This is a genomic window from Acinetobacter sp. CY17 (assembly GCF_059515825.1).
Genome location: NZ_JCAKMX010000009.1, coordinates 49,723 through 63,067, shown reverse-complemented (window position 1 = coordinate 63,067; position 13,345 = coordinate 49,723). Strand labels below are relative to the sequence as shown.

Annotated in this window: 10 protein-coding genes and 1 pseudogene; 7 read left to right on the top strand and 4 right to left on the bottom strand. The window is 41.9% G+C overall.

The window, feature by feature from the left end; translation table 11 throughout:
• The first annotated feature begins 137 nt into the window (after positions 1–137).
• The 5 genes and pseudogenes from lysM to AC5YCI_RS08210 all read left to right on the top strand — a co-directional run bounded on the left by lysM (position 138) and on the right by AC5YCI_RS08210 (position 8,818).
• Entirely contained in the window at positions 138–611 is a 474-nt protein-coding gene (gene lysM, locus AC5YCI_RS08230) for a peptidoglycan-binding protein LysM (RefSeq protein WP_496129292.1), read from the top strand.
• A 441-nt stretch (positions 612–1,052) separates the two neighbouring features.
• Positions 1,053–1,397, top strand: a pseudogene (locus tag AC5YCI_RS08225) (BapA/Bap/LapF family prefix-like domain-containing protein); the annotation flags it as partial.
• A 58-nt stretch (positions 1,398–1,455) separates the two neighbouring features.
• Complete coding sequence (locus AC5YCI_RS08220; RefSeq protein ID WP_496175436.1) at positions 1,456–2,403, top strand: hypothetical protein; 948 nt, start codon at positions 1,456–1,458, stop codon at positions 2,401–2,403.
• A complete protein-coding gene (locus tag AC5YCI_RS08215; protein ID WP_496129348.1) occupies positions 2,373–5,276 on the top strand; it encodes a hypothetical protein in 2,904 nt (967 codons plus the stop codon). The genes AC5YCI_RS08220 and AC5YCI_RS08215 overlap by 31 nt, the downstream gene beginning before the upstream one ends.
• A 392-nt stretch (positions 5,277–5,668) precedes the next feature.
• The gene (locus AC5YCI_RS08210) at positions 5,669–8,818 is read left to right on the top strand and encodes a BapA/Bap/LapF family large adhesin (RefSeq protein WP_496129293.1); all 3,150 of its coding nucleotides are present in this window, start codon (positions 5,669–5,671) and stop codon (positions 8,816–8,818) included.
• Positions 8,819–8,851: 33 nt separating this feature from the next.
• Here AC5YCI_RS08210 and AC5YCI_RS08205 read toward each other — a convergent pair whose 3' ends face one another.
• Positions 8,852–9,046 (bottom strand): hypothetical protein, encoded by a 195-nt coding sequence (locus tag AC5YCI_RS08205; protein WP_496129294.1) that lies wholly within the window; start codon positions 9,044–9,046, stop codon positions 8,852–8,854.
• Positions 9,047–9,103: 57 nt separating this feature from the next.
• Positions 9,104–9,682, bottom strand: coding sequence for a DJ-1/PfpI family protein (locus AC5YCI_RS08200; RefSeq protein WP_496129295.1), 579 nt, complete (start codon positions 9,680–9,682; stop codon positions 9,104–9,106).
• A 166-nt stretch (positions 9,683–9,848) separates the two neighbouring features.
• On the opposite strand from AC5YCI_RS08200, the gene sbmA reads away from it, so the two are divergent.
• Both sbmA and AC5YCI_RS08190 read left to right on the top strand, forming a co-directional pair.
• On the top strand, positions 9,849–11,042 hold the full coding sequence (gene sbmA / locus AC5YCI_RS08195) for a peptide antibiotic transporter SbmA (RefSeq protein WP_496129296.1): 1,194 nt from the start codon (positions 9,849–9,851) through the stop codon (positions 11,040–11,042).
• A gap of 95 nt (positions 11,043–11,137) precedes the next feature.
• Positions 11,138–11,623, top strand: coding sequence for a hypothetical protein (locus tag AC5YCI_RS08190; protein ID WP_496129298.1), 486 nt, complete (start codon positions 11,138–11,140; stop codon positions 11,621–11,623).
• Positions 11,624–11,680: 57 nt separating this feature from the next.
• On the opposite strand, the gene AC5YCI_RS08185 is transcribed toward AC5YCI_RS08190, so the two are convergent.
• Together AC5YCI_RS08185 and AC5YCI_RS08180 are read right to left on the bottom strand one after the other, a co-directional pair.
• Positions 11,681–12,118, bottom strand: a complete 438-nt coding sequence (locus AC5YCI_RS08185; protein WP_496175431.1) for a hypothetical protein — start codon at positions 12,116–12,118, stop codon at positions 11,681–11,683.
• A 358-nt stretch (positions 12,119–12,476) separates the two neighbouring features.
• A complete protein-coding gene (locus AC5YCI_RS08180; protein ID WP_496129301.1) occupies positions 12,477–13,331 on the bottom strand; it encodes a hypothetical protein in 855 nt (284 codons plus the stop codon).
• Positions 13,332–13,345: the final 14 nt, after the last annotated feature.

Sequence of the window (13,345 nt, the reverse complement as noted above, 5' to 3'; positions counted from 1 at the left end):
AAAAGCCACTCGTTTGAGTGGCTTTTTTATTTACATAACTTAACTGATTACTACCAAACACTAGCATCTTGACTGTTCAATATTGAGTATAAAAATAAAGCCAACTACAACTACACAATAACAACTGGAGTAAAAATATGGGTTTATTTGATTTCGTAAAAGGTATTGGTAAAAAAAATACAGCTCCTCCAGAGCCACAGCCGCAAGCTGCAACACCAAGTGAACCATCGGCACAAGAAGTCGCGAATCAATTATTAGGTTTGGTCAAAAGCTTGGGGCTTGGGGTAGAAGGATTATCTGTCACCTATAACGGTGCGGCTGATCTTGCGACCATTAAGGGGCAAGTCAAAAGCCAAGCCGATAGAGAAAAAATTGTCTTAGCTGTGGGTAATGTCGATCATGTCGCACAAGTGGATGATCAAATGACGGTGGCTGAAGCTGCGCCTGAAAGTCAATTCTATACTGTACAATCAGGTGATAATTTATCTAAAATTGCTAAACAGTATTATGGCGATGCCAATCAATATAACAAAATCTTTGAAGCCAATCGTCCATTGCTTAAAAATGCCGATGATATTTTCCCAGGCCAAGTGTTACGTATTCCAGCCTAAGAAACTTAAACCAATAAGAGGAGCTTCGGCTCCTTTTTTTATACTTAAAATTGCTGGATTATTTAGTTAATCTTGATCATAAATTATAAGTAATGGTAGTTATAGCCATTGTTATATAGGCTTAAAAAATATCTAAAAAAATTACATAACTAAGTGTCAAAATTATGTTTTTTTATATATTTTTTTGTAATTAATTTTTATAGGTATTTGTTTTAAAATAAAAAGTGATGTAGTTGGCTATTTATTTTAAAAATGTGCTAATTTTTGCATCAATAGTCACCATTTTGCTTGGTAAATTACAACTGATCTGCACTGAATCATAGTGCGATTTTAGTCAAACTTTCACAAACTTTTAAAAAAAATTATATTACAGCGGCTTAATTTTTATTTCTTTATTTTTATAACAATTTTTATATTTAAGTCATTGGGAGACTTCTATTTATGGCACAAGTCCAAGTCATTTCTAAAGCAGCACATACTGCTTCGGAAACAACTACATCGAATAAGATCACTTTACAAGAACCTAGCGTTATTGTGATTAAAGGTTCGCCACAGAATGTACAGCACTTAGAGCGTAAAGATAATGATCTTATTGTTACTTTAAGCGATGGTGAAATTTTAGTTGTCGCAAATTACTTTGATGCCAATGCTAACCATGACATCGTGTTTGCGGATGAAAATGGTCAGTTACATATTTTAGAAGTGCCTAGCGATGCGGCTAATCCTCTTGCAGTCAATTACAACCCAATTGAAGAGATTGAACCTTTACTCGATAGCCAAAGCTCAGATTTATTACCATGGCTAGCACCGATTGTGACAACGGCAGGTATTTTAGCATGGGCACATGATTCTGATTCTAGCCGTCGTGCAGATGAATCGGACTCAGACGCGGACGGCGATGCTGATGGTGACGCGGACGGCGATGCTGATGGTGACGCGGACGGCGATGCTGATGGCGACGCGGACGGCGATGCTGATGGCGACGCAGATGGCGATGCTGATGGCGACGCAGATGGCGATGCTGATGGTGACGCGGACGGCGATGCTGATGGTGACGCAGACGGCGATGCTGATGGTGACGCAGACGGCGATGCTGATGGCGATGCTGATGGCGATGCTGATGGCGATGCTGATGGTGACGCGGACGGCGATGCTGATGGCGACGCAGATGGCGATGCTGATGGTGACGCGGACGGCGATGCTGATGGTGACGCGGACGGCGATGCTGATGGCGATGCTGATGGTGACGCGGACGGCGATGCTGATGGCGACGCAGATGGCGATGCTGATGGTGACGCGGACGGCGATGCTGATGGCGACGCGGACGGCGATGCTGATGGCGACGCAGATGGCGATGCTGATGGCGACGCGGATGGCGACGCAGATGGCGATGCTGATGGTGACGCGGACGGCGATGCTGATGGTGACGCAGACGGCGATGCTGATGGTGACGCAGACGGCGATGCTGATGGCGACGCAGATGGCGACGCGGACGGCGATGCTGATGGTGATGCAGATGGCGATGCTGATGGTGACGCAGACGGCGATGCTGATGGCGACGCAGACGGCGATGCTGATGGTGACGCGGACGGCGATGCTGATGGCGACGCGGATGGCGACGCGGACGGTGACGCGGACGGCGATGCTGATGGCGACGCGGATGGCGACGCGGACGGTGACGCGGACGGCGATGCTGATGGTGACGCGGACAGCGATTCAGATTCTGATGCTGAAGACACCACTCAGCCGGAGGTTGAGTTGGTGCAAAATTCAAAATCATCCGTATTATTAACTTCAAATGAGGCAGGTAATTACAGCGTCATAGCGGGTGGTCAAACTTATACTGGTACAATTGCAGCAAACGAATCAATTACTGTGACTTTTGACCAGCCATTAGCAGAAAATGAAACAGTGACTGCAACAGTGACTGACGCTGCAGGCAATACAGGTGAAGCAACCCTAGTTGCCGATGTGACTGATCCACAGGTTGAATTAATTCAAACTGCACCAGATGCAGTCGTGTTAATCTCAGATGAAGATGGTACATATGTAGTCACTGTAGATGGTGTCAGCTATTCAGGTGACATTACAGCCAATGAACCGGTGACTGTGACATTATCTCCAGCCTTAACTGATGGTGATGAAGTCGTTGCCTATGTAACTGATGATGTAAACAATACAGGTAGTGCAACATTAATTGCAGATGTGACTGATCCTACGGTTGAGCTTGAACAAACTTCACCTGAAACTGTCGACATCACATCAAATGAAAATGGCAAATATACAGTCACTATTGGTGATGACGTTTACACAGGTGAGATTAAAGCCGGCGAAACTGTAGAAATTCCACTTGATCGTCCATTAACTGAAGGCGAAGAGATTGTTGCTGAAGTAAAAGATCAAGCAGGCAATACAGGTGAAGCGACATTAACTGCAGATGTAACTGATCCTACGGTTGAGCTTGAACAAACTTCACCTGAAACTGTCGACATCACATCAAATGAAGACGGTGAATACACCGTAACTATTGGTGATGATGTTTACACTGGCGAAATTAAAGCCGGCGAAACTGTAGAAATTACGCTTGATCGTCCATTGACTGAAGGCGAAGAGATTGTTGCTGAAGTAAAAGATCAAGCAGGCAATACAGGTGAAGGGACATTAACTGCAGATGTGACTGATCCTACGGTTGAGCTTGAACAAACTTCACCTGAAACTGTCGATATCACTTCAAATGAAGATGGCGAATATACAGTTACTATTGGTGATGACGTTTACACAGGTGAGATTAAAGCCGGCGAAACTGTGGAAATTACGCTTGATCGTCCATTAACTGAAGGCGAAGAGATTGTTGCTGAAGTGAAAGACCAAGCGGGCAATACAGGTGAAGCGACATTAACTGCAGATGTGACGAATCCTGTAGTTGAGCTTGAACAGACCTCTCCTGAAACTGTCGACATCACTTCAAATGAAGATGGCGAATACACCGTAACTATTGGTGATGACGTTTACACAGGTGAGATTAAAGCCGGCGAAACTGTGGAAATTACGCTTGATCGTCCATTAACTGAAGCCGAAGAGATCGTTGCTGAAGTAAAAGATCAAGTAGGCAATACAGGTGAAGCGACTTTAGTTGCTGACTTAACGCCACCGCAAGTGACAGTGAATCAAACCTTAGACAACAGTGTAACTATTACTTCAACTGAAGATGGCAGCTATGAAGTCAATATTGGTGAGCAAAGTTACAGCGGTACAATTGCTAAGGATGAAGTGGTCACCATTGAGTTGTTAGATGTTACTGAAGACGCACTTGAAGTGATCGCAACAGTCACTGACAAAGCAGGTAATACAGGATCAGATAGCCTGATCCTTGATTTACAAGCACCAACGGTAGAAGTACGTCAAACAGACTCAACCACACTCGTATTAACTTCGACAGAAGATGGTCAATATACAGTAACTGCCGGTGGTCAGACCTTTACGGGTACCGTCGTAGCAGGTCAGTCGGTGCAACTTAGCTTAAGCGCACCTTTAGCGGGTGGTGATAAGATCGAAGCCACAGTTCGTGACGCTTTTGGTAATACAGGTGAGTTTGAAAATAGCGTGCCTATTGCAGTGGCCAACGGCAATAGCTTGCTGGGTTTAGTTGGGCTCGATGTAGCAGGCTTAATTGACTTAAATCAGCAAATGTTTGCCGCACTAGATACTGACAATAACTTGAGTAAAATTGAAATTACCCAAGGTGGCTTTATTTCCTTAGTCGCGCTGCAATTTGGCTATTCACAAAAACTGGCTGAAGATTTTGGTCTAAAAATCAGCCCTGTTAAAGGTGGTAGCTTACTCGGCTTAGGGCTTGTGCAATTATCGGCGTCGAGTATTGTGATTGAAGCGCTCGATGGTGGCACTTTAGATAACCAGAAAGTATTGGAATTCCTAGCCACTGTTGCCTTAGAACCGCAAACAGGTGTCTTGGGTCTGAGTGGGTTGCTAGGTAGTATCTTGCAATTAGATGTCTTACAAAAGCTGACTGTGACGGTAACTGATGAATACGGCAGCAGTAACACATCCGATTTAGCTTCTCTATTGGGGGCTGAAGTTTTGGATAATCTCCTTGCAGGTCAAGCTATCTATGAAGGGGCTGATAAAAATATCACCGCAGTGCTAGATGATACCTTGGATCAATCTAAAGCAACCAGCTCAGTACGTTTATACGGTCACGATGGCAATGATGTACTCATTGGTGGTCAGGGCAGTGATGTGATTCGTGGCGGTGAAGGCAAAGATCAGATCCAAGGCAATGCAGGTGATGACTATATCGTCGGTGGAGCAGGCAATGACACAGTCTTATTTAAGCTGCTGGATGCCAATGATGCTACAGGCGGTAACGGCGTGGATACGTGGGAAGACTTTGAGCTTGGTAATCCAGAGGAGAATCTCGATGCAGATATCCTTGATGTCAGCGAATTACTAGGGAATGAAGTGACTGCGGACAATCTTGATCAGTATCTAACTGTGGAACAAGATGCTGAAGGTCACGTGACCTTAAGCATTGATCGTGATGGTGCAGGGACAACTTTCCAAAGTACAGCCTTGATTCATTTAGGTCAGCAGACAACTGATGTTAGCTTGCAGCAATTATTAGAAAATAATCAAATTATTTTCTAATCTATCATTGTTGTGCTGAGACAAAACCCAAGCTTAGGCTTGGGTTTTTCTATTGATACTTATGCGATTTTTTAAAGGATGATGAATTTTATCTTGATCAAGATAGTCAGGTCAGGAGAGAGCTATATTTTATTTAAATTTTTGAATTGAAAAAACTCAGATGATTTTTATGTCATAGCTTATTTTCTATCAACAAAGTACACAGAAGAAGTCATAATATGCCTGCAATAATTGTGGTTGTAGTTTATACATATTCAACAATACTGAGTTGAGCTTAAATGCAGTTCAGTGGGGTTCGTTAGAACGTGGATGGTCTAACGAAAAGAGGCAGTCATGTTGGCGCTAAAAATTTGGGGATGGTTTAAGCGCTGCATAAACATATAGAGCAAATAATGAGTACAGATTTTTTTTTGGCATATTTAGTTGAAGATACAGGTCGTTATGATGGTATTACAGCCAATGGTTTGGTCAGGGTAGAAGGGGTAAGTGCCGAGCAAGCTTGGTGGTTGAGTATAGATGGCGGCACAACTTGGCTGGAGAGCTATGGTACAAGCTTTACTTTACCTGAAGGACGGCACAATGTTTTACTCAAACGTAGTGAATATGATTTTCCCTATTTATTAGGCAACATCACAGTAGATCATACCCCGCCTGAGGCACCGACTGCTGCATTTTCAAATGATGGGCAATCTATCAGTGGTTTAGCTGAGGCAGGCTCAACAATTAAAGTTGAAGCAATGATTGATGGGCAGCTTAAAGTCTTAGCCTCCACCATGGTCAATGCGCATGGGCAGTATACGATTTATCTGCCCGCTTTAACCAATGCGGAAACAGTCTATATCACCGCTACCGATAAAGCTTTAAATCCATCTGCACATATAGCCCTCCAAGCACCGCTACTGGTAGAGAAAATCCTCTTAAGTGCCGATAATCAAGCTGTGTTACACACCCAATTTGCGGGCACGCAGATGGCAAATGAGTTGCAAGATAAAACCAGTTTTTCTTTCCTCTCTGCGGATTTAGGCCCAGTTTTGTCGGCTGACGTTGTAACACGCGTCTTTGGTGCAGCCTTACATTTTGATGTGGCTGATAATACTCAGCGCCAATTGAGCTTAAAAGCCCAATCGGGCGGGGTACAAGTGGCGGCCATGTACGATCTACATATTTATAAACTCGATCAAGTCACTGGCGAATGGGTTAGTCAATATGTAGAGCAGAATTGGTTAAAGGCGCTGTTGCTTGGTGGCGTATCTGGTGATTTTGATATTACTTTGGATGCCGGCCAATACATGATGGTATTGGGTAATGGCTTAGGCGTTGCTGCACTCACCGGTTATACCTTAAAAACCATCTCCGATATTACTTTAGATTACAGCCAACCTGTGGGCGCGAAAGGCGATGTGCGCGGTAATGTGTTACAAGACATTGACCTTAAACATGGCTTAGATGTGCTGCCACAAGGCACCCGTATTTTAAATGTGAAAGTCCTGAATGAAGCTGGTCATGTCGATAATTACTTAGTGGGTGATCAAGGCACTTATTCTGTACAGGGTTTATATGGGGTGTTGTATATTCAGTCCAATGGCAGCTATCGCTATGAAATTCATCCTGAATTTAAGCTGACCCATAGCGTGGTGGAAACCTTTAGTTATGAAGTGGCAACTTTAAGTGGAGTCTATAGCAGCGCTAATTTAAGCATTCATATTAATGCTACACAGCAAGCGCAAACTGAAATTGACCATTACCTGATGGTGCAACCGGAAGCGATGGTGTATGCCGGTGAGCAACTGGGTAAAGTAGTGGATTACAGCATTTTAGATGTAGATTTGCTCAACCCAATTCTAGGTGCCGATGCTTTAGCATTTAAGGGTGCGATGAGCTTTAACGTAGCCGAACAAACTTTACGTGAACTGACCTTTAAAGGCGCTTCAGGTGGTATTGAAATTGGCTCAAAATATGATTTAGTGATCTATAAGCTTGATCCTGCTACAGGTGATTATATTCAGCATCATGTAGAAGAAGATTGGTTTAAAGTCATTGTTTTTGGTGGTGCATCAGCCAAAACGACACTGAGCTTTACCCCAGGACAATACAAAGTGGTGCTGAGCGGTAAAACCTTGCTTGGGGCGCTAAAAGGCACTGTGGTGGAAGTGGTTGAGGATATCGTCAAAGATTATAGTCAGCCTGTGCAGCAAACTGTGCTTGATCCTTTAAGTGGGGATTTAACTTTAGCTGACGCAGATCAAGTGCTCAAAGTGAATCAAAGCTTTTTAAATGCTGAAGGTACAACTGAAGTTGCAGGTCAATTTGGTGTGCTCAATATTGCACGTAATGGCGAATATCACTATACGCTTTACACTGACAATACTGCAGCTTATGGGCAAATTGAGAGTTTCTCATATTTAGTGCGTCATGCCGATGGCAGTCAACGTATCGAAGTAATTAATATTCAAATAGATAGCCAACATGCCAACCATGATGTAAATCGTGTAGTGCTAGATACTACAAATAATGTCTTTACCCATAACGAAAATGACAAGCCCCATCGTAAAGACTATAGCTATAGTTTTAAGGTAGATGCTGCAACGCAAACGGATATCACCTTATCAGCCAAAGTGTTGTCACTGCTGAATGACAACCGTGAGTTAAAATATACCTTAACCAATATCACAACAGGTCAAATGCAACAGGGCAGTGTTACGGGCAAAAACCCAAGTTTAGAGCAGTTGAAATTGACTGGATTAAGCGCCGGCGACTATGTGTTAAGCCTTAATTTAGAGGCGAGTAGTGGTTTAGCCGGAACCATTACATCGGTGATTATTAGCCAAAATAGTGTTTATTTAACCGAATTTAATGCCGATACAGTGCCTGTGGTACAAGGTAATTTGCTTGAAAATGATTTAGGTTTAAGCCATGTCAGCAATATTAGCATCGCAGACCAAAGCATCTATAGCGGTGCAGGTCAGCACAGCATGTGGGTCAATGGTCAATATGGGCGTTTATATCTAAATATTGACGGTGAATATCGCTACGAAGCCTATGGCAATGCCTCAGGCATTGAGCGCTTTGAATATAGCTTAAATTCGGCAGTTGGCTCGCAAAGTAAAGCTGTGCTTGAAATTGAAGTAGCACAGCATATTCAAGCGAGCAGTGCAGATGAAACTGTGCTTGCAAGTAGCGCCCATGATCAACTGCATTTGGGGCTTGGTCAGGACACGCTTTTGTTTAGTTTATTAGACAATAACAGCGCCACAGGCGGCAATGGCAGCACTATTTGGCATGATTTCCAAGCCGGTCATGTCAATCAAAATCGCAATGCCGATAAAATTGATTTAAGCCAATTGTTGCCACAGCTTGCGCCTGAGCAGCTTAGCGATTATTTAATGTTAAATTATGATGAGGCGAGCCAAATGGTGACTTTAAGTATTGATCGGGATGGTCAAGGCAGTCATTTTACCGAGGAAAATCTACTTTACCTGACCAATCAAAGCCAAGCTTTAAGCTTAGATGAGCTGCTATACAATCAGCAAATCTTATTTTAGGCGTGCTGCCCAAGCCTAGTGCTTGGGCAATGGCTAAAAATAACGCCAATATTTATTTTCATCCTTAATCGCCAAGACAAAATTAAAGTAGTCGTCATTGGCCACCAAAAGACTTTGCGGGGTCATCAACAGCACTTTGAGTAAGGTACCTTGCTCAAGGTGCACGGGGTGTTGTTGATCGCGACTTAAGGTCATCGGGAGCAAAATTTCAATCACACGCTGTTGCATCTGTAGGCTCCGTTTATGCCAGCAAAAGCAAGGTAAAAATAGAATAGTTACAGCAGGTTAAATGCTAATTTTTGCACCTAAGACTGCCACAAATTGCGCAAGCCAAGCCGGATGTGCGGGCCAAGCTGGGGCTGTGACTAAGTTGCCATCGGTAACTGCTTCAGTGACGCCAATGTCTGCAAAGTTGCCGCCGGCTAACTTCACTTCTGCGCTACAGGCAGGATAAGCCGCACAGGTTTTGCCTTGTAAGATGCCTGCCGCAGCTAAAATTTGCGGGCCATGACACACCGCTGCAATCGGTTTTTGGGCTGTATTAAATTCTTGTACAATTGCAAGCACACGTTGATTTAAACGTAAATATTCAGGCGCACGACCACCCGGAATCACTAGTCCAACATAATCTTCGCTGTTAACTTGATTAAAATCATAATTAATCGCGAAATTATGGCCACGCTTTTCGCTATAGGTTTGTTCACCTTCAAAATCATGAATCGCCGTGGCGACCGTATCTCCGACTTGCTTATCTGGGCAAACCGTATGCACTTGATAACCTAAAGCCAGTAAAAATTGAAATGGCACCATGCACTCATAGTCTTCGACATAATCACCTACCAACATTAAAATTTGTTTAGTCACGCCCGCATCCTTGATTAAAGTTTTGTTTAAATTATAAGCATATTTTTGCTAATGACGCTGACCAAAGTGACCAAAATACAACTACATAAAGTACATAAAAAAGCCGCCTATTATTTTAGAAAAGTTTTATGATGACCTCCTTAGTAAAAAATACAGAGAAATCATTGTGTTTAAGTCATTTTTTCCGCATCCCAAATGGTTTTTTTTATCCTTAATTCTATGGTTTGCCATCAATATTGCGCTGTGGTATTCGGGCGGGCACAGCTGGGGCAGTTATTTAGGCTTAAATTTAGTGGCGGATGATGCTTTACCCATAGGCGTCAGCCGTTTTTGGTCAGGCAATTTTTTATGGTTTTATCTGTGGTTTGTGCTATCGACCAGCATTTTTGCCACGTTTTGGCGCTTAAAATCCAATAATCCTTGGCAAAAGTGGTCAGTGTGGGGCTCGGCTTTTATTCTGTTTAATATTTGGTTTGGGGTACAAGTCAATGTGGTGATTAACGCATGGTATAGCCCATTTTATGATTTGATTCAAAAAATGCTGACCCAAGGCGGTGGTGATGTCAGTTTGTTATATAACGAGACCCTGACTTTTTTATACATCGCCATGGTGTATGTGACCTTTGCGGTATTTAACTTATTTTTTGTCAGTCATTATATTTTCCGCTGGCGTACCGCCATGAACGACTTTTACAGCGCGCATTGGCAAAAATTACGCCATATTGAAGGTGCGTCGCAGCGTATTCAAGAAGATACCATGCGGTTTGCCAAAACCATGGAAGGCTTAGGCGTAAGCCTGATTGAAGCCTTTATGGTGCTGATAGCCTTTTTACCGGTGTTATTTACTCTATCTAGTCATGTGAAAAGCTTACCCTTTGTTGGTGAAATCGCGCATGCCTTGGTTTGGGCTGCGGTAACATGGTCGGTTTTAGGTACTATTATTTTAGTGATTGTGGGCTTTAAATTGCCGGGGCTTGAGTTTAATAACCAAAAAGTTGAAGCCGCCTATCGTAAAGAATTGGTCTATGGTGAAGATTACGAAAACCGCGCCGATCCTTTGACTTTAAAAGAACTGTTTAGCAAAGTACGCGTCAATTATTTCCGTTTATATTTCCATTATGCCTATTTTAACTTGGTGCGGATTTGGTATATGCAGCTTGATAATCTATTTGGTTTATTTGTGCTATTCCCAAGTATTGCAGCAGGTACCATTACTTTAGGTTTAATGATGCAAATTTCCAATGTGTTTGGCAAAGTGCGTGAATCATTCCAATATTTAATTGCCTCATGGCCGACGATTATTGAATTACTCTCAATTTATAAGCGTTTAAAAGCCTTTGAATCAGCACTCGATGACTAAAATGATGCCCACATTGTGTGGGCTTTTTTACATAAAGATAAAAGGCGTAAGCTGCACTTTATGCTACAACACAGCCAAATGAAAGGAACTGCATGATGAAAAAATTACTCGGTCAAATTGCATTAGCAACCAGTTTAACTGTAGGTGTCGTTGCTACCACGCAAGCGAGCAGCACAGTGGATGCTTTAAGCCAGTGTTTAGTGAAATCGACCACGGCTACAGATAAAACCACGGTATTGCAATGGACCTTTGCTGCGCTTGGTCAGCATCCTGATTTAAACACTATGAGCAGTGTCACCACTGCACAAAAAGAGCAATTGGATAAGAATTTAGCCCAAGTATTGCAACGTATTTTGGTTGAGCAATGTAGCAGCCAAACCAAAGCCGTGATTCAAAGCGATGGTTTAGAAGCAGTGGGGGAGAGTTTTCAAGAATTAGGCACCATTACCGGTAACGAAATTTTAAAAACCCCACAAGTGAAAAGTCAGCTTAATGGGGTATTGAAGCATGTGGAAATGGGAAAATTGGTGACGACGTTTTTAACGCCTGATATTTGGAATAAATTGGGCGTCATTCGTTAAGATTAAAGCTTACTTTTGGCAAGTGATAGCTTGCCAAAAGCTGAATCTTTACAAGCATTAGGTATATTTTTCAGGGTTATTTAAAATCTCTAAGGCTGCGCAGCCGTTACTGCCAATTGAGTCGGCAATGGTTTCGGGAATGGCTTTATTCATCGTAATGCTGCTTGCACTGTTGGAATCAAGCATTTTGCCTTTGGCGTTATAGTTGACGTTTTGTTTAATGCCAAACTCGCGATCAGGGCAGTTAATTTTATATAAAATCATTTGGTAGTCGTTAATGGTCATACCGTCTTTGGTGAGGTCGTTATAGATGACGGCTTTGACCCACATTTCTAGTTCTGTGGCTGGGGTGCTTGAGCGTCTGATCGGGTTAATGTGTTCAGGTGAGGCGTAATATTTTTTTTCGTCGCTTTGGGTCAGTTCAAACCATTCGGCAGCGTAGATGCTGCTCAAGCTAAGTAATGTTGTGGTAAGTAGGGCAAGTTTTTTAAACATGATTTAACCCTCAAATCTTTTTTGGATTTTGAATTATTTTAGTCTGCTTAAAGATGAGCGGCAATGTAATTGGTCTGCTTGTCTGAGTTGCTTGATTACAAATGAAATGAATATTTTCCCTAGCCCTCCTCCTTTCTTGCGCTTCGTTTTAAAAGCAGTGCTTTAAAACTCGCTCAGGAGAGAGAACTACGCGTATCAATGTAATTACGTGACAAATCCCCCTTTGAAAAACGTAAGAAGTGAAGCTTCGCAAGGAGGGGGATTGAAAAGTCATGCATAAATCATGACTTTGAAAGTTGAATACGTCCTAAGTTTTTGAGTTTTGTAATAGATGATACTTTTTAATAGTCATCAGAATTTACCCAAGATATTTAGTTAATTCGGTTAAAATTCCTGATGAGGCAAATGCAGTAAGAATTGTAATGTGATTAGATAAAGTAGTTGTGAGCTTTGCATAGGCATTTTTAAATGTTGATGGATCGTTAGTTCTCTCTATGTCATCAACAATATTTTTTATACCTTGTTTTACTTCAGTGGATTCACTTGCCTGATCAATAACTTCACGCATTTTACTACACAATTGTTGTAAGGCTTGGTTATTGATTTGATTTACATTCATGGTGCTATTAGCTCCATTTTGGAATTGGCTCTGTTGAAATGTACCAGAGTAGTAGTTTTGAATAGTTGGTACGGCTTTCATCGCATTATCAATATCATCCATTTTTAAAGTACCTTTCTGAAGACGATATGTTTTTGTTTGTTTTAGTAAGTTCAATATATCAGAGATTTGGTCAATATCTGCACATATATATTTGCAAATATTGATCATCTCAATGATAGACCATTGATAAAATTCAAGTTCATGAATTCTTTTTTCAACAGCTTGATATGTGCTTTCACAAATATTTTTATGATATTCAAGATTTGCTGATAAACCATCAATGAGTTCATTTAGTATTGGTGTATGAGTATAGTCTGTGAATTCCCAAATAATATGGTTTAAAGAAATAGTAGTATCGCGCCCTTTTCCATAGATTTTTGAGATTAAAAAATTATCTTCAGGTTTTAGCTCTCTAAGACACTCATAGAAATGCTCTATAGATTTGTGCCGTATAAATTGTTCTTCATATTCCTTCATTTTTTTGCTTTTGACTTTTATAATTTCAATTTGTTGGTCGATATCAATGATTTCATGTGTGATGGCGTAAGACATAATATAAAAACCCC